18 protein-coding genes and 1 tRNA gene are annotated in these 15,913 nt (G+C 66.9%); 6 read left to right on the forward strand and 13 right to left on the reverse strand.

From position 1 onward, the window contains the following. From ACTHJR_RS01505 to ACTHJR_RS01530, 6 genes are all read right to left on the reverse strand, one after another. On the reverse strand, positions 1-375 hold a 375-nt coding region (locus ACTHJR_RS01505), incomplete at its 3' end, for a head-tail connector protein (RefSeq protein WP_440521283.1). A 4-nt stretch (positions 376-379) separates the two neighbouring features. After that, complete coding sequence (locus ACTHJR_RS01510) at positions 380-574, reverse strand: hypothetical protein (protein ID WP_440521284.1); 195 nt, start codon at positions 572-574, stop codon at positions 380-382. A 101-nt stretch (positions 575-675) separates the two neighbouring features. Beyond that, positions 676-2,205 (reverse strand): hypothetical protein, encoded by a 1,530-nt coding sequence (locus ACTHJR_RS01515; protein WP_440521285.1) that lies wholly within the window; start codon positions 2,203-2,205, stop codon positions 676-678. 72 nt (positions 2,206-2,277) lie between these two features. Next, positions 2,278-3,804 carry an HK97 family phage prohead protease gene (locus tag ACTHJR_RS01520; RefSeq protein ID WP_440521286.1) on the reverse strand — a complete coding sequence of 509 codons (1,527 nt, stop codon included), beginning with the start codon at positions 3,802-3,804 and terminating at the stop codon, positions 2,278-2,280. Positions 3,805-3,916: 112 nt separating this feature from the next. Beyond that, the gene (locus tag ACTHJR_RS01525; RefSeq protein ID WP_440521287.1) at positions 3,917-4,351 is read right to left on the reverse strand and encodes a hypothetical protein; all 435 of its coding nucleotides are present in this window, start codon (positions 4,349-4,351) and stop codon (positions 3,917-3,919) included. Positions 4,352-4,361: 10 nt separating this feature from the next. Continuing rightward, positions 4,362-5,693, reverse strand: coding sequence for a phage portal protein (locus tag ACTHJR_RS01530; RefSeq protein WP_440521288.1), 1,332 nt, complete (start codon positions 5,691-5,693; stop codon positions 4,362-4,364). Between the two features lie 87 nt (positions 5,694-5,780). On the opposite strand from ACTHJR_RS01530, the gene ACTHJR_RS01535 reads away from it, so the two are divergent. Continuing rightward, a complete protein-coding gene (locus tag ACTHJR_RS01535) occupies positions 5,781-6,023 on the forward strand; it encodes a hypothetical protein (protein WP_440521289.1) in 243 nt (80 codons plus the stop codon). Between the two features lie 6 nt (positions 6,024-6,029). Next, a complete protein-coding gene (locus tag ACTHJR_RS01540; protein ID WP_440521290.1) occupies positions 6,030-6,320 on the forward strand; it encodes a hypothetical protein in 291 nt (96 codons plus the stop codon). Here ACTHJR_RS01540 and ACTHJR_RS01545 read toward each other — a convergent pair. The 4 genes from ACTHJR_RS01545 to ACTHJR_RS01560 all read right to left on the reverse strand — a co-directional run bounded on the left by ACTHJR_RS01545 (position 6,299) and on the right by ACTHJR_RS01560 (position 9,761). Next, positions 6,299-8,092, reverse strand: coding sequence for a hypothetical protein (locus ACTHJR_RS01545; protein WP_440521291.1), 1,794 nt, complete (start codon positions 8,090-8,092; stop codon positions 6,299-6,301). The genes ACTHJR_RS01540 and ACTHJR_RS01545 overlap by 22 nt on opposite strands. Then, a complete protein-coding gene (locus ACTHJR_RS01550; RefSeq protein WP_440521292.1) occupies positions 8,089-8,427 on the reverse strand; it encodes a hypothetical protein in 339 nt (112 codons plus the stop codon). Before ACTHJR_RS01550 ends, ACTHJR_RS01545 begins: the two co-directional genes overlap by 4 nt. 303 nt (positions 8,428-8,730) lie before the next feature. Next, positions 8,731-9,528 (reverse strand): hypothetical protein, encoded by a 798-nt coding sequence (locus ACTHJR_RS01555; protein ID WP_440521294.1) that lies wholly within the window; start codon positions 9,526-9,528, stop codon positions 8,731-8,733. Between the two features lie 44 nt (positions 9,529-9,572). Next, positions 9,573-9,761, reverse strand: a complete 189-nt coding sequence (locus tag ACTHJR_RS01560) for a hypothetical protein (RefSeq protein ID WP_440521295.1) — start codon at positions 9,759-9,761, stop codon at positions 9,573-9,575. A gap of 85 nt (positions 9,762-9,846) precedes the next feature. On the opposite strand from ACTHJR_RS01560, the gene ACTHJR_RS01565 reads away from it, so the two are divergent. Beyond that, positions 9,847-10,185 carry a helix-turn-helix domain-containing protein gene (locus ACTHJR_RS01565; RefSeq protein ID WP_440521296.1) on the forward strand — a complete coding sequence of 113 codons (339 nt, stop codon included), beginning with the start codon at positions 9,847-9,849 and terminating at the stop codon, positions 10,183-10,185. 124 nt (positions 10,186-10,309) lie between these two features. Next, entirely contained in the window at positions 10,310-10,762 is a 453-nt protein-coding gene (locus ACTHJR_RS01570; protein WP_440521297.1) for a hypothetical protein, read from the forward strand. 365 nt (positions 10,763-11,127) lie between these two features. Here the strand turns inward: ACTHJR_RS01570 and ACTHJR_RS01575 are convergent. After that, positions 11,128-11,203: transfer RNA gene (locus tag ACTHJR_RS01575), tRNA-Ala, on the reverse strand. 255 nt (positions 11,204-11,458) lie between these two features. On the opposite strand from ACTHJR_RS01575, the gene ACTHJR_RS01580 reads away from it, so the two are divergent. Continuing rightward, positions 11,459-12,436: a DUF2171 domain-containing protein gene (locus ACTHJR_RS01580; protein WP_440521298.1), complete on the forward strand. Its 978-nt coding sequence runs from the start codon at positions 11,459-11,461 to the stop codon at positions 12,434-12,436. Between the two features lie 79 nt (positions 12,437-12,515). Here the strand turns inward: ACTHJR_RS01580 and ACTHJR_RS01585 are convergent, their stop codons facing one another. Next, a complete protein-coding gene (locus tag ACTHJR_RS01585; protein ID WP_440521299.1) occupies positions 12,516-13,643 on the reverse strand; it encodes a citrate synthase in 1,128 nt (375 codons plus the stop codon). Between the two features lie 79 nt (positions 13,644-13,722). On the opposite strand from ACTHJR_RS01585, the gene ACTHJR_RS01590 reads away from it, so the two are divergent. Then, entirely contained in the window at positions 13,723-14,787 is a 1,065-nt protein-coding gene (locus tag ACTHJR_RS01590) for a citrate synthase/methylcitrate synthase (protein ID WP_440521300.1), read from the forward strand. A 15-nt stretch (positions 14,788-14,802) separates the two neighbouring features. On the opposite strand, the gene ACTHJR_RS01595 is transcribed toward ACTHJR_RS01590, so the two are convergent. After that, positions 14,803-15,825 (reverse strand): oxidoreductase, encoded by a 1,023-nt coding sequence (locus tag ACTHJR_RS01595; protein ID WP_440521301.1) that lies wholly within the window; start codon positions 15,823-15,825, stop codon positions 14,803-14,805. Positions 15,826-15,913: the final 88 nt, after the last annotated feature.

The raw sequence follows: 15,913 nt of genomic DNA on the forward strand, positions 1-15,913 counted from the left end.
ATCGTAGCCGGCGACATAGGTCACCCGTACCGGCCGGTCGTACGGCATCCGCGACCCGATCAGGATCAAGCTGCGTCCGTCGGTCGCGACGCCCGACGCGTTGCCGACGGCGTCGACCGCATTGTCGATCCGCGTCTCGCCCCATTCGACCGCAAGCACCGACTGGACCGGCCAGTTCCGCAGCAGGAAGCGCGATCCGCCGGTACCGCGATAGGTCTCGACATGCGTGGCGGTCAGGATGCTGCGCTGGATGCTGTTCTCGACGAACGCCGAGACCTGGCCGATCAGATCGCTCAGCAAGGCGTCGTCATTGTCGCTCGAAATGTTCAGCCAGCGTTTGACCGCCGGCAAATTGGTGAGGTCGCCTGCTGCCATCGCCTCACTCCGCCACGAAGCCGAAGCCGTGCTCGATCAGCTCGGCCGCCGCGGCAACCGGCACGGTCACGATGCCGTTGGCATCGGCCACGAAAGATCGGCCGCGCCAGCTGCATCCGGCGCCGTCCTCGTGACGCATCGCGACGGTATCGCCGGGGGCCGCTTTGGGCGCGCGGCGCGGGGAAGGATTGTCGGCCATGCGCTATCTCCTGATCGGAAACGAAATGGCCCCGCCGGTCGTCGCGGCGGGGCCCAGGATTCCCGGGAGCAAGGGGTGGGCGCCCGGGCAGGGGGAGGGGATCAGCCGTTGGCGATATTGGCGATCACGCCCATCGCGAACGGCGCGTAGACCGCCAGCGTCTCCTCGACGTAGACGCCCGACATCTCGGCGCGCGTCGTGATCGGCCAGTCGATCTGGTAATAGTCGCGGCGCACCTTCATCTCCGCGACATTGGGCACCTCGCTCGACTGGTATTGGACCGGCAGATCGCCCGCCCAGCCCAGGATCGTCCCCGCCGACACGTTCGGGTGCAGGCGGATCGGTATCTTCTTGTTGAGGTACGGATTGTAATAATATTCGACCACGCCGCCGGCGGTCAGCGCGACTTCGCCCGCCTTCGGATCCTGGAAGTAGTTGAGCAGCGAGGCGGTGCCCGAGGCGAGCACCTTCTTGGTGATGTTCCTTTGCTCCTGGCTGTTCACGTAAAGCACGTCGACCGAGCATTGGTAATTGTCCCACATCGACTGCATCATCGCGTCGATCTCGGTCACCGATCCCTGGCCCGACGAGGTCAGCGTCGTGCCCGCGCCCGGCGTGCCGGTGGCGAGATAATTGACATAGGCGCCCGACCCCGGCTTCAGCGCGGTGGTCAGCAGGCCGTCGAACGCGGTCGAGTTGGTCGAGCAATCGGCGCTGACCGCGCTCGCCGCCTGGCCGGTACCCGCGAGCGGCTTCGAGAACACCACGCTGTTGGTCGAACTGATCGCCTCGAGCTTCTCGCTGCCCGCCGTCCCGACGAACCAGGCATAGCCGGCCGCGCCCTGGATGACGGGGACGCTGCACGACAAGGCCTGGCCCGACGTCGTCGCCTGGCTCGCCGCCGCCGACTTCATCGACGACCCGCCGTTGATCGTGAAGCTCTTGCCGTCGGCGCCGGTCACCGACTTCGACGTCGCGACGCCGCCCGACAGCGAGCTGTTGCGCATCCCTTCCATCGTCAGCGCGACGACGATCACCGAATAGGTCACCGATCCTGGCAGGGTCGATCCGGTGCCGCCCGCACTCAGCGTCGGTGCCGACGGCGTGCCGAGCGCCAGCGAGGCGTTGCCGAAGATCACTCCGGCTTCTTCCTTCAGCATCGTCTTCTGCAGCAGCCGCTGCGTCATCCTTGCCTTGATGTCCTCGAACGTGCGGCCGGCTGAGATCGCCTCGAACGTCGCCTGGTCTTCCTCGCCCAGCGTGCGATAGGGCGCGGCGCGGTCGGCGGTGGTGTACGCCATCTGCCCGGCGCGCTGGCCCTCGGGCACCCAGGGCGTGTTGTCGAAGCCCGATCCGGTCAGCGCGGTCACCGATTTCCAGTTGGTCGCGGTGCCGCCCCCGCCGCCGACGCGCGGCAGCGATTTGATGATCGGCGTGTTGACCGGATACAGATTCTTGGCCGGCGCCTGCAGGTCATAGGCGACCAGGCCGGTGCCGGTGGAGATCGCCTTTTCGACCATGTCGGGGCGTCCGCCGGCCATCAGCATGATGGCGCGCGAGATATTCTCGTCGGGGTTGGACAAGCTGGTGACGAGCGACTTCTTGATCTCGTCGGGAGAGAGATTGGTCATTGCTATCCGTCCTTTGGATAGGCGCAAGGAAAGGCGCCGCGCCGCCGCGATGGCGGTGGCGCGGGCGAGCGTTCAGGCGACTGCGCGGGCCGCGTGAACCAGGGTCGGGTTGGACAAGGCGACGCGCAGCAGGAATTGCCCGCGCTCATGCTCGGGCAGGCTGTCGATCGCCTTCTTCAGGTCATCGCCGCTGATCGGCCCGGCGCCGGTGGCGGAATTGGGCGAGGCGTCCTCGGTCTTGGTCACCGCCCGTAACGGCCCGGCGGCGGTGCGCGGAGCGGCCGGTTCCGCTTCGACCTGGGCGAGCCGCTTGCTCAGATCGCCGATCGTCGCGTTCAGCGTAGCGATCGTCTCGCCAAATCTCTTGGCCAGGTCGGCCATCTCGGTCTCGCCCAATCCGCCGGCGCGTCGAGCCTTGGTCGTGTCCTCGTCTGGATCGGCCGGCGCGGTTCGGGCAGCGGGCGGGATGGCATCGGCGGGCGGCGCCGGACTCGCATCGGCGCAATTATCAGCGCAACAAACCGCGCCCAGCGCGACGAGATGGTCGTGCGCCGCCTGGAGGCGATCGGCATCGGCCGAACTGTCCTCGGCGGCGTCGATATCCTGGTCTTGCGCGCCGGCGGCGTCATCACCCATCGCCGATCGCCGCACCGATTCCCGGTCCTTGGCGGTCGGCGTCGGCTTGCCTTTTGGCTTGGGCGGCGACGCGTCCTCATCCGCGTCGACGGGCGCGTCATCCTCTCGCTGAGCGGCGGCATCGTCCTCATCGGTACCCGCTTGCGGGTCTGCGGGCTCGGGCTTTGCCTTCGGCTTGGCAGCCGGCTGGTCGCCGGGCTTGGGGCGGGCAGGGGGCTGCTGGCGGGCCGCCGGTTTGTCCCCGGTCTTGGCCGGCGGTTGCTTGGCCTGATCGTCCGGCTCGCCACCGTCCGGGTCGGCGGGAGGTCGATCGCCGTCATCGCCCTCGTCAGCTCCAGCGTCCGGGTCGCGATCTTTGTCCTCGTCCTCGTTATCCTCCTCGGCCTGGCTCGCCATCGCCGCGGCGATCAGGCGTTCGCGCGCCTTGAACAGGAAATCCTTGTAGCGGTGCGATCCGGCCTGCTCGGCCAGGACTCGCGCCGCCGCCACCACTTCGTTCCCGCTCGGGGTGTAATCGCGCATATCGGCCTTCCACATGTTGATGACGGCGTCGGGATTGCAGGGGCTATCGACCAGGCTGATCTCGACCAGCCGTAACGCGGTCACCACGCTGCGATCGGCGGGATCGCGCTTCAGCACCTTCCCTCCGATCGAGAAGCCGGCATAGACGCCCGCACGGACCTTCGTGATCGCCAGCGGGTCGACGACGTGCGCGCAGATCTGGGTGACACCATGATCGTCGACCTCGGCCTCGATCACCCGCCCCGCGGCGCTCGGCTCGTGCATCTCGCGCAGCGCCGGGAAGCGGCCGTAATCGGGAAGCGCAGCCTTCATCGCGGCGGCGGTGATCGTCTCGCCTTCATGGTCGCGTGCCTCGGAAGAAGCGACGCCCCACACTTTGATGCTGCCGTCTTCCTGGTCCTCGATCTTGGTAATCGCGCCGAATTGGCGAAACCGCGTCATGCGATGGCTGTCCTTTCGATGGATGTGGGGACCGCGCCGCATGACTGCGGGCGATGGGGAGGGTCGACGGTCGGGAGGAGCACCGGTCGGCAGGCCGGGGCGGATCGACGGTCTAATTGCTGACGGTCTGCCCGATCAGCAGCGGCACGCGCAGCAGCGCGATCAACACGTTCAGGCCGTACAGGCAGCCCATGAGAAACGCCGCGGCCATCAATCCATGCAACGCGTCGCCCAGAATCGCGACGACCGTTCCGCCCAGACAGGCGGCAAACAGACAGAGCAGGAAAATGTGCAAGCTGCGCAGGTCGTACCGAACCCGATCGCCGTCCACCCAGAACCGGCCGCGCTCGTACATCACGAACGCGCGCCAGTTTCGCCAGAAGTCGATCTCGCCGCGGGAATTGTCGAACACCAGTTCGACGGGGCTACGCGCCGTCACTGCCTTGCGCTGGTGTCGGAGCAAGTTGCTCAGCCGGAACATGGCATCGCCCGCCCGTACCTGATCGAGGGCGACCGAGCCGCGGAGGTGCCACAGGGCGTCGTACACGATAGCCAGTCTATGCCGGAGTATCGGGCTCGGCAATCGCTGCGCCTGTGGTCACATCCTCCATCAGCACCGCACCCTGTGTCGTGTAGATCATCGGCTTCGCGCCCAGCCCATCGGCGAGCGGATCGTCGCCTCGCGCATGCCTGACCTCGTCGATCGTCCGGGAGCCGTTGCGCAGATCGCGGTCGTCGATCTCCGACTGCACCTGCGGGTCGATGCTGGTCGCCTTGACGAAGGAGAATTCCAGGTCGGGGTAACCGAACTCGATCTGGATCACGTCGTCGATCCAGCGCTTCATCCACAATTGCAGCGGCTCGAGCCCTTCCTCCAGCGAGCGCTCCTGATCCTCGGTCGCGGTCGATTTGTTCATTTGCCGCACGAACGGGGTAGGGGGCAGCGAAAAGGCGAAGGCGACGATCCGCGCCAGCCATTCGTCGAACTCGTCCTTGATCGGCGCCGCCTTGAACGCGGTGAATTGCGATCCGTGCGGCCCCCAGATCAGCTTGTTCTGCTCGGCGGCGTTACCGGCGATGCGGTCGTCGAACCATTGCTGCAATTCCTGGATCTTCGCCGCGTCCCACCCCTCCGGCGCGTTGAGCAGCCCCGCCGGTACATTGCCTTCGGTGAAATAGCTCAATTGCGCCGCCTGGCGCCGCAGGATGGTGTTGACCGTGACGATGATCTGCTCGACCGGCCCGAAGCCATAGAGATGGTGCGGCCGCACGTTGCGCGGCACGTAGAGCAGGTCGCGGTTGGTCAGGTTCGCCCAGACCACGCCCTTGATCACTTGCTGATAGGCGATGTCGGTCACGCCGCGCGGCCGCCGCCCGGTATCGTCGACCATCGGATGGATCGTATCGCCCGGCACGATCTCCAGCGCGATCAGCTTGCCGCCGCGATTGCGCCGTTTCTCGAACGCCGGCGCGTCGAGCGTCAGCAAATCCTCCAGGCTCGATCGCATGAAGGTCGCGAACGGCGTCACCCCATCGGGCTTGCCCCAGAAGGCGGTCAGCTCGGCGATACGCGGATCGTCCGCGATCTTCGGGGCGCCATCGACCGGCTTGATCTGCCAGTCGAGCCGCTCGACCTGATCCTTGCGCGTCTCGATCGCCAGTCGCACCAGCTCGACATTGGCAAAGGCGCGCAGCGCCGGGAACCCGGTCTGCTCATAGGCGCGCGGCTGCAGCGTCGCGTTGATATTGGGCTTGAAGTCGTAGCCGCGCACCGGCTGCTGCACGACCGGCATGAGGGGAAAGCCGGGCGAGAAGGGTCCCCAGGCATTCTCGTTGCTCGAATTGCCCCAGCTATAGGTGATGTTGGTCTGCACGCCGCCTTTGGGCATTTGTTTCTCCTTTTGGCGGCGCGCGACGGCACCGGTTTTCAGCTGGGGATGGAAAGTGAAGTCGCCGCGGCGTAGGGCCGGACGGCCATGTCCGATCGCAATCGCTGGATCCTGCACATCAAGAACCTGCGCGCGGAGCATCGTATCGGGCTGCCGGAGGCGGAACGTCTCGCTTTGGCCGATCCCTCCTGGCGGCGCTGGGTCGAGCACCAGATCAACGCCGACGGGCAATGCCGGCGCACGGCCCTTCGTCACATCAGGGAACGCGGCGCCGAGGCGCTGATCGCCCTGGACCGTGATCGGTTATACGTGTGCGATGGCCGGGCGTGACGGTCGATGCGCGTCACGGCAACTGATGCGTTTCTCGATCGGGAAGGCAGCCGCCGCGGGCGACTCTGCCGCCGCCCCGACGGGCTGTGGATGTTCGTCACCGAATATTTGACCGACGAAACCGAGGAATTCTTGCCGTATTGGATCAATAATTATCCACCGTCGGGCCTCTATCTGTCGCGCGACGACGCAGCCGTGGCGCTGCTCGCGGTGCTCGGCGACATGATCGCGATCAAGGGCGCATGGCCGGTCGCGTTCGATACCGACCACGGACCCTATCCCGAACCTTCGATCTGACCCGCGATCGCCTGGCCGCCATTGTCGCGATCGATCGACGCTCCGCTCCCGGCGGCATTTGCCGCACGCACCAGATCGAGGAATCCGGCGGAGGCCAGCATCTCCTCCGCCGGCCAGAACGCCATCACCAGCGCATCCGCCTTGTTGGGCGACCGCGTCCCCTCGGGCTTCTTGTCGACCACCAGCTTCAGCGCGCCATTCACCGCGCGCGTCGGCTGGCTCAATTCCTTCCGCAACGAGGCGAGGCCCGGCATCTCGCGCGGCAGGCTGATCAGGTCGGCCGGATCATAGACGTCGCCCGCGGTCACTGCCTTGTGCGTCCGCTCGAACCGCAGGCGCAATTGCCACCAGGCCTGCGCTTTCAGATTGGCGTAGAAATCGCCGTTGAGCGGCGTCTCGCGGTCCCCCGCGACGACAGGATCGCGCGGCCGCAACGGTGCGGCGCCGGCGTTCCACGGCTGGAACGTGATCCCGGCCGGAAGCAGGGAATGGCCGTCGGCATCGGTGCCGTCGCGCAGCCGGTTGGCTTCCGCTTTCACCCCCGCGCCGACGCCGATGCTGTCATATTGCAGCGTCACCGTCCGTCCGCGCAGCCTATCGATCGCGCGCCGCGTCGCGGCGCCGACATCGCCTTGGCCCCAATCCTCGACAGCGTGCACGACCGACCCCTTGGCGATCGCCAGCGCGTGCAAGTCGCCGCCCTCGTCGGCCGGATCCAATCCCGCCCGCCACGCGCCGTCGTCGTCAAAGCCGAGCACGCGATGGGCGTCGATCGCGCTCGCCACCCATTCACCGGGAATGATGATGCCGGCGACCGCCGCCGAATAGTCGCGATCGACTTCCTGCGCGAACACATGGAGCAGCCCGTCGGCTTCCGCCTTGGCGCGCCGCCGGGCGTACCAGCCGCCGTCCTTCGCCGGATGATCGCGCCAGTCCATCACGAACACGTTGGCGCGGTCGATCGCGAGCGGTGCGCCCGGCGTCCATTCGATCCCGCTCTCGCGCCGCCGGTGGAACACGTTGCCCGGGCCGTTGACCGAACTGATGTCGATCTGGACATTGGTCGTGTCGGCCAGTGCCGCCTCGATCTTCTCGGGCCGCTCGTAATGCGCGCTTTCGTCCTTGAAATAGACCAGCTTGCGCCCGCCGCGGCCGATATTGTCGCCCGATTCCCCGGTGATCGTCGCGCCGGTCGCGCGGTTGACGATCTTCATGCTCGGCATGTCGTCGCGCGGGTCGAAGCCGGCGGGCAGCATCAGCCGGGGCAAGTGCCGGATGATGATCCGCATCTTCTCGAAAATGCTGTCGGGATCGCCGATCTTGTCGACCAATTGTTCCTTGCGGCTGCCCCATCCGACCGCCGCTCCCGGCCAGAACAGCCATAGCCAGACCGAGAAAGCGCAGCAAATCCAGGTCGCGCCCATGTCACGCGCCTTCTCGATCAACCCGCTCTGCTGCGCCTCGACACAGGCATGCAGAAAGCTCACCATCTCGACCTGGCGAGGAAACAGCACGAACGGCATGACCGTCGGCGCGTCGGTCGCCACGTGGCGCGGATCATAGGTTACCGCCCAATGCGCAATCCACGCGGCGGGATCGTCACGATAGCGCCCGGCTAGCCCCGCTCGTAACCCGGCGTCCGTCTTCAGCCGCCGGAGCCGGAATTGCCGGGTCATCAACTCGGCGACATAGTCCGGCGGCCACGGAGTGGCAGGGTCGGTCGAGGACCGGGCATCCAGGGCCCTGTCGCCGCCCGTCGCGTCAAGGCTCATCCCAATTCCTCGCGATAGCGTTCGGCCGCCTCTCGCGCCGACATGCCGCGGTCGATCAGCCCCTGGATCGCCCGCGTGCCGATGCCGGCGGGGTCGCTCCCGCCGCTGTCGCGGCGGCCGGCCCGGGTCTTCTCCCACCACAGCATCGCGGTGGTGTTCCCGCTCATCGCGGTCTCGAACAAGGTCAGTGCGATCCGAGCATTGGCGACCTCGACGCCGGCATCGAGCTCGGCCCGGCATCGTCGCCGGAGCGTGGAAACGCTGAGACCGACGATCCGGGCGATGATCGCGTGCGGCACGCCGATCTCGGCGAACCGTCGCACGTCGCCACGCATCGCTTCGCCGATCTCGATGCGACGCCCCTTACTCGGAGACGCCGCTGATGACGTCTCCGTGGCGGGCGAGGGCGCCACCGGGTTCGCCCTGCCTGGCTGCCCGGGTAGCGCCTTCTTCCCCGCCATTCATTCTCCATGCTATCGAATCCGGCGGCGCAGCGCTGGTGGCCGACGAACCATGTTCGTCAGCAGCGCGATTTCCGATCGGCGACTTGCTGTGAAAACCCGCGAGCCGCTCTCTCGGTGAGACGCAACATCGGATGATTGCTTCATACACATATTTTCGTGGCAGTCAAGATATTTTCACCTTTTGTTCTCATTTTTCGGCGCGCCGATGTCCGCCGGGATCGCGCTCCCGCTCGTCTGCGTGGGCACCAGCAATTCGCCCGTTCCGAGCCGCGCATACAGCGCTTCGACCTCGTCCCGCGTCACGTCGCGCCGCGCCGCCGCGGCCATGTCGGGCCACAGCCGAAGCGCGGTGATCAGGCGTTTGCGCGCCGTTCGCCATTGCAACCCGTGCTTGCGCGCCAGCCGCACGAACGACTGATTGGTCGTGATCATGTCGAGGATCATCGCCTTGGGTCCGGGGATGGCCTGTCGCCACGCGCGATAGGCCATTTCGGCGCGCACCCGCCCGAGCGATTCGATCAATGTGTCGCGTCCCGAATTGACGTAGTCGACCCGCGTTTCGTGCGACGCCGACCGAATCGACCCGGCACGGCCGATCCGTTCGACGACGGCGGCAATGTCCTCCGCCGCGGCCCGCTCGTCGGCGCTGATCTTGCCCAGGCGCTCCATCCGGTGCAGCGGCGATTGCCGCCGCCGCTCGGGCAGAGCATCGATCTTGTCGTGCGTCTCGGGCGTGCCTTGGTGCTTGTGCCGCCAGCGCGCGATTTTCGCCTCGCGCTGCGCTTCCGACTCCTCGCGCCGGTGCAGCGCGGCGGCAAGCCGCTCCTCGGCGGTCGGCCGGTCGGCGGGGGACGACAGGGCGGCTAACCGCCGCGCCGCGCTCGCCCGGATCATCGCCAGCCGTTCGGCCGGATTGCTATTGGCGATATGGTTGCCCGGCGCACGGGCGGGCGCGGCATTGCCTTCGGTCATCTTCTTTCTCCAGCTGAAAATGTCGGCGCGATGGCGCCGCGGACTCATGCGGCCAAAGCGTCCCCGGACACGCGAGCAAGCAGCGCCTCGTCGGTGTCGAGCGCGACCGGGACGATCCCGGCATAGATCGGATCGGGATGCTCGCAGATCGCGCGCCCGCAAAGGGCGCAACCGCTATCGGGCGCCGCTCCGTCTGCGGGAGCCGCGGCCACCTCGTCGTGGAAGCTATGCATCTGCTGACAAGTTGGACAAAATGTCCAACAAAGCAAGTGCGGACCAGGGCTTGCGCTCGATCGGTGTTGTGGTACGATTTGTCCCATGTCGACACCGATCACACCGCAGGAATTCGATGCGCTCTACATCGCTCGCGTCAAGGCATTACGGCAGCTCAAGGGTCTGACTTCGGGCCAGATGGCGACGTTGCTCGGGATACCGGCGGAACGCTATCGCAAATATGAATCGCGGACCCCCATGCCGCATGCGCTGATCGAACAATTCTCCTTGATTACCGGGGTTTCCGTCGAGTTCCTGGTGACGGGACGGCGTGTGGCGGGGAAGGGGAACTATCCCGATGTGCCCGGCCCGCACATGATCGATCAGTGGCGCGCCGCTCATGGCCCGGCTGGCACCGGGAAGGAGAGCGTCTCGAGATCTTGAATTGGCCGTATCGTCCCGCCGACATGGTCGGGTCCATGGGACCCCGTCGGCGACGCCTTCTGGAAATGTTGGACAATATGTCCCATATTTATGCGGCCGCCGATCCACGGCGCTGGAGGAAAGCGTGTCCGCCATCGCTCGTCAGTCACCACCTTGCCTCCATCCCGAAACATGTCGCCTGCTTGCCGCCGATTGCTGGACCGCCGATCCCGCGGTCGCGCCATTGCTCTCCGCGATCGCCGCATTGATCCCGATCGGCGAGCAACTTCGCCTCCTTTCCACGCACCGGCCGTCGATCGACCGCCTGATCGCCGACGAGATCGGATCGCTCGACAGCGTGACGATAGAGACCGGGCGCCTCAACATCAGGCAGCGCGATCTGCGCCCCAATGGCGTGATCAGCCTGATCTGGACCGAGCTGGAAGCGCTGCGCAGCCGCTGGATCACGGCCCGGCTGGCGGCGGACGGGCTCGACGGCGATGCCATCGACATCGCCCCTTGGTACGACCGGCGCCAGGAACTCGAGGACGAAGCACCCAGCCTCGCGCAACTCTGGGCGGCAACGAATCGCGTCTAGGGGATGAGGCGCTATCTCGATTCGAGCGCGATGGCGCGCCAACGGCTTCCGGGCCGCTGCGTCAGCTCCCGCCCGCATCTCTTGCACTCGGTCACTTCGAAGCCTGAACCCGAAGCCGAATTGCCCCAATGCTTACGCTCGAGGTCGGGCAAGTGGAAACCCCACGAGCATCGTAGGTGTTCGAACAAGGGGCACCGCCGGTTTCGAGTGGTGACCGTGATACTCGCGCAGCGCAGAATAGTTCCGGGGCCGCGAGGACATTGACACGTTGTAATGTCGCGATCGCTTCAATGCGTCGCTGGAAGCGCATGCTCCACTACGACGTCCGCGAGTTTGCCGGACGTTCGGTCCGGCCCCGGAGCGGCTGGTGGAGCTGAGGGGAATCGAACCCCTGACCTCTGCAGTGCGATTGCAGCGCTCTCCCATCTGAGCTACAGCCCCGCTCCACGCCGCAAGGGCGCTTCCGCCCTTGGGAGCGCGAGCCTCTAGCGACCATTTTCGGGCTTTGCAACACGCCGTTTGTCGTGTCGGCGAAACAGTTCGCGCCGATCCGCCGGACAGGGTCGCTAACTTGCGTCAAGTCGTTGGACCACGCCGGAACTGCTTGGCTTCGCACACCGTTTATCGGTGCAGGCGGACGCGGTTTCTCCCCTTTATCGCGTCCGCCGTCCAGACTTGGATGAGAGGATCCGTGCGATGGCATATGAACGTTACCCCCGCGGCAATTCGCTACAGGGCGATTACTACGGCCAGGCCGAAGACGACGCGCGTCGTCATGGGGCGGACCAACGCTATGTATCGAGTGCGCGCGACTATGAAGCCGCCGGCATGATCGGGCCGCGCCGCGGCGCCGACCGCTATCGCGGCGACTATGATCGCGGCTATTACAGCCAGGGCCGCAACGCAGACTTTGTCGATAGAGGCTATAGCGAACCCTATCGCGGCAGCTACACGTCCGACGGCCACCGCTTCACCGAGGTCGGCGATCGCCGCGACGATGGCGATCGCGATTACGGCCGCTCCGACATGTACCGCGGCCGGCGCTCGTTCGAGCGCGATCCGCGCGACTATAGTTACGAGGATCGCACCTTCTTCGCTCGTGCCGGCGACGAAGTTCGCTCGTGGTTCGGCGACGAGGACGCGGAACGTCGGCGCGTGGCCGATCAGCGCTACGACCAACGCTATGGCGGCGATCGCTTCTCCGGCCATCGCAGCGACAGCGACTATCATACCTGGCGCGCTGGCCAGATGGCGGCGCTCGATCGCGACTACGACGAATATCGCCGCGAGAATCAGCAGAAATTCTCGAACGAGTTCGGCTCGTGGCGCAATGAGCGCCAGACGCAACGCTCGAGCCTCGCTCGTGTGACCGAGCATATGGACGTCGTCGGCTCGGACGGCGAGCATATCGGTACCGTCGACAAGGTGCGCGGCGATCGCATCCTGCTGACCAAGAGCGATCCCGACGCCGGCGGCCGGCACCATTCGATCCCCTCGCGCTGGATCGAGCGCGTCGACGACAAGGTGACGGTGCGCAAGACCGCCGACGAGGCCAAGGCGCATTGGCGCGACGAAGAACGGAGCGCTTTCTTCGGCGGTGACAGCGCGGGTCGCGACCAGGAAGACGAAGGCGACGGCCGCATCCTCAACCGCAGCTTCTCCGGCACCTACTGACGAGAGGCTTGGGGGCGGGGTCCGGATGACGCGATCCGGACCCCCATTCGTCCGCGACGACCGATAGCGCACGCCGGTGTCAGCCGTGGCCGTCCGCAGCTAGTCCGACATACCGGGCCCGTGGCCGGATCGCGGCGCCGCTAGCCGATTGCTCCATGGCATGGGCTGTCCAGCCGACGGTGCGTGCGATGGCGAACAGACGGAAGGGCACGTCGGCGGGCAGGCCCTTGGACTTCGCGACCGCGAGCAGCGCGAAGTCGATATTGGGCAAGGCTTCGGTCGTCTCGACCACCGCGTCGCGCAATTCGGCCAAAGCGGGATCAAGGCTCACCAGCGGCAGCAAGGCCGCGGCGCGCGGATCGCCATGCGGGTAAAGCGGGTGCCCGAACCCCGGCAGCCCATGTCCTGCGGCCAACCACCGCGCCACCGCCGCGTCGACGCCGCTGGCGCGCGCTTCCGCCGCCAGCGCCGCGAGCGCCGCGCCGGCACCGCCATGTTTCGGCCCCGACAGAGTCGCGAGCCCCGCCATCAGGCATGCCGCCATCGGCGCCCCGGTCGACGCCGCGACTCGCGCCGCGAAGGTGGAGGGATTGAGCTCGTGATCGGCGAGCAACAAGAGCGCACGCCGCAACAGGTCGCTGCCGGCGGAGTCGAGCGACCAGCCGCGCGCTAGCCGTTGATGGATCGGCCCGTCTCCCGCCGCTCCCAAGGCGCCGGCGATGGAGGCGGTCGCGATCGCCGCTTCGCGTGCCAGTTTCGCCGGTGCCCGCCCGACGATCGGTCGCCCGCCATCGATCAACACTGACAGGGCCGTGAACGGATTAGCGTGGTTCTCGTCGACCGTGGGAAACGCCACTTCCGATTGTTCCCATAATAACGCCGCGACTTTCTCCAGCGTCGCCGTTTCCGCCAGCTCCACCGCCGGCCGCCCGCGGAAAATCAATTGTCCGTGCGCTACCGTCGAGATCCGCGTCGGGATGATCGGCTCGCCCCAGGCGATCGCGCTCGCCGCGATTGAGGCGGTGCGGCGGCCGCGCGCACGGCGCCTGGTCAGCGCCGCGATGTCGTCGGCGCGATATTCGCTGCGTCTCGGATCATCAGCGTCCGCGCGTCGCTCGATCAGTCCACGGCTGACATAGGCGTAGAGCGTCTGCGGTCTCACGCCCAAAGCAGCCAGCGCTTCTTCCCGCGACACCCATTGCTGCATGATTGATTCACTTGATCAAGATTGATTGGATCTTCCAGTCCGACCATGTGCCGCGTGTCACGTCAAGGGAGTTCGGTCGATGAACAGCGGTCTGGAAGATATCGTCGCGGCGGAGACTGTGCTGTCAGATGTCGATGGCGAAGCGGGGCGGCTGACCATCCGCGGCCATCCGCTGTCGGCGCTGGCGGGTCGCAAGACGTTCGAGGAAGTCGTTCATCTCCTTTTCCAGGGCTTTTTCGACGATCTGCCCGACCCCGATCGGTTGACCGCGATATTGGGCCAAGCGCGTGCCGAGGCGTTCGACCGCGCTCTCCCGCTGTTGCCGTTGCTCGCGCCCCTGCCCGTCTATGATGGCATGCGCGCGGCGCTGGCGGCGATGCCCGACGGTGTGACGCTCGACGATGCGTTGCGCCTGGTCGCGGCCCCCGCCGTGCTGATCCCCGCGTTGATCCGCCAGGCCCGGAACGAAGAGCCGGTAGCACCCGATCCCGCATGCGGCCATGCCGCCGACGTGGTCCGGATGCTCGGACGCGAAGGCGGCGGCGCGGCACTCGATGCCTATCTGGTGACGGTCAGCGATCATGGCCTCAATGCGTCGACCTTCGCGTCACGCGTTGTCGCGTCGACCCAGGCGGGGCTGACCTCCGCAGTGCTCGCGGGGCTGGGCGCGCTCAAGGGGCCGCTCCACGGCGGCGCCCCCGGTCCGGTGATCGCGATGCTCGACGAGATCGCGGCGGAAGGCGATGCGCGCGCCTGGATCGACCGCGCGCTCAACCATGGCGACCGGCTGATGGGCTTCGGCCATCGCATCTACCGCGTTCGCGATCCGCGGGCCGACGCGCTGAAGGCAGCGCTCAAGACCCTCGACCGCGCCGACGATCGCCTCGCCTTCGCCGAGGAGGTCGAGCGGATCGCGCTCGTCGCGCTTCGCCAACGCAAGCAGAGCCGGGTGATCGAGACCAATGTCGAATTCTACACGGCCTTGCTGCTCGAGGCGGCCGGCTTCCCGACGGAAAGCTTCACCGGCGTGTTCGCGATGGGTCGCGTGGTCGGCTGGATCGCCCATGCGCGCGAACAGGCGCTGACCGGCCGGCTGATCCGGCCTAAATCGCTCTATGTCGAGGAACATGCGCGCGCCGCATGACCGCCGCGCGATCGGTCAGAGGCTGATCTCGGCACGCCGCGCGGCGCTGCGCAATCCCGCGTCGAGCACTTCCATCGTGGCGATGGCCTCGCCCGGCGGTACCGGATTCGCTCCTTCGCCCCGCAGGCTGGACACGAGCGCCTGCCAGAACAGGCGATAATCGCCGCGCGCGTTGGGTACCGGCGCGGTGACCCCGTCTTCGGCGGTCGTCAGCAAGCCCTCGACGCGATCGAGCCCCCAATCGTCACCACCCGGAGCGCTTCCGGTCAGGGTCGCGGTCTCCTGCGGATCGGTGCCGTGCTTGATCCAGCTCGCGCGGGTGCCGTGGACCGCGAACCGCAATCCGAATTGCGCGGCGAGCTTGGTCGCGTGCAGTATCACTCGCCGTTGCGGATAGCGGAGCGTCGCGTGGAAATAATCGGGGGCAGGCGCGCCCTCGCGCAGCGTCGCCACGTCGAGAGTGATTCCGGCCGGCCGCCCGAACAGCACCAGCGCCTGGTCGACCAGGTGCGGCCCCAGATCGAGCCATGCCCCGCCGGCGCGTTCTTCCTTCCACAGGCCGGTGGGCTTGGGCCGCCAGCGATCGAAATGGCTCTCGAACTGGACGATCTCGCCCAGCGTGTCCTCGGCGATCAGTCGCTGCAGGGTACGGAAATCGGCGTCCCAGCGGCGGTTCTGGAACACCGTCACCGATCTGCCCGCGGCGTCGCCGGCCGCCGCGATCCGCCGTGCGTCGTCCAGGCTGGTCGCGAACGGCTTGTCGATCAGCACATGCTTGCCTGCCGCCAGTGCGGCGAGCGCGTGCTCGGCATGCAGGGCGTCGGGGCTGGCGACCACCACCAGATCGATGCCCGGCGCGGCAAGCAACGAAGCGACATCGGGCACCACGCTCGTTTCGGGCAGGTCGGCATGAACCTTTGCCGCGTCGCGCGAGACGACCGCGCGCAACGCCAAGCCGGGCGTTGCGCGGACATAGGGCGCATGGAACGCGCGACCCGCCAGTCCATAACCGATCAGCCCGACCCCGATATCCCGCATCGCCGCCTCTTTTGCTGCCGTCGCTCGTCACCGGCCTATGTCGGATCGCCGGCGCATGCTCAAGGCGGCGTGGAGCGCGCGTTCGATC

This window comes from Sphingomonas sp., assembly GCF_051962185.1.
Taxonomy (GTDB): Bacteria; Pseudomonadota; Alphaproteobacteria; order Sphingomonadales; family Sphingomonadaceae; genus Sphingomonas.

Bases quoted from the DNA above. Each gene is read 5' to 3' on its own strand.
- ACTHJR_RS01520 (WP_440521286.1), bottom strand. From the start codon at position 3,804: ATGACGCGGTTTCGCCAATTCGGCGCGATTACCAAGATCGAGGACCAG.
- ACTHJR_RS01565 (WP_440521296.1), top strand. From the start codon at position 9,847: ATGTCGACACCGATCACACCGCAGGAATTCGATGCGCTCTACATCGCT.
- ACTHJR_RS01585 (WP_440521299.1), bottom strand. From the start codon at position 13,643: ATGCAGCAATGGGTGTCGCGGGAAGAAGCGCTGGCTGCTTTGGGCGTG.
- ACTHJR_RS01555 (WP_440521294.1), bottom strand. From the start codon at position 9,528: ATGACCGAAGGCAATGCCGCGCCCGCCCGTGCGCCGGGCAACCATATC.
- ACTHJR_RS01580 (WP_440521298.1), top strand. From the start codon at position 11,459: ATGGCATATGAACGTTACCCCCGCGGCAATTCGCTACAGGGCGATTAC.
- ACTHJR_RS01590 (WP_440521300.1), top strand. From the start codon at position 13,723: ATGAACAGCGGTCTGGAAGATATCGTCGCGGCGGAGACTGTGCTGTCA.
- ACTHJR_RS01510 (WP_440521284.1), bottom strand. From the start codon at position 574: ATGGCCGACAATCCTTCCCCGCGCCGCGCGCCCAAAGCGGCCCCCGGC.
- ACTHJR_RS01560 (WP_440521295.1), bottom strand. From the start codon at position 9,761: ATGCATAGCTTCCACGACGAGGTGGCCGCGGCTCCCGCAGACGGAGCG.
- ACTHJR_RS01535 (WP_440521289.1), top strand. From the start codon at position 5,781: ATGTCCGATCGCAATCGCTGGATCCTGCACATCAAGAACCTGCGCGCG.
- ACTHJR_RS01515 (WP_440521285.1), bottom strand. From the start codon at position 2,205: ATGACCAATCTCTCTCCCGACGAGATCAAGAAGTCGCTCGTCACCAGC.
- ACTHJR_RS01595 (WP_440521301.1), bottom strand. From the start codon at position 15,825: ATGCGGGATATCGGGGTCGGGCTGATCGGTTATGGACTGGCGGGTCGC.
- ACTHJR_RS01550 (WP_440521292.1), bottom strand. From the start codon at position 8,427: ATGCGTGGCGACGTGCGACGGTTCGCCGAGATCGGCGTGCCGCACGCG.
- ACTHJR_RS01530 (WP_440521288.1), bottom strand. From the start codon at position 5,693: ATGCCCAAAGGCGGCGTGCAGACCAACATCACCTATAGCTGGGGCAAT.
- ACTHJR_RS01540 (WP_440521290.1), top strand. From the start codon at position 6,030: ATGCGCGTCACGGCAACTGATGCGTTTCTCGATCGGGAAGGCAGCCGC.
- ACTHJR_RS01545 (WP_440521291.1), bottom strand. From the start codon at position 8,092: ATGAGCCTTGACGCGACGGGCGGCGACAGGGCCCTGGATGCCCGGTCC.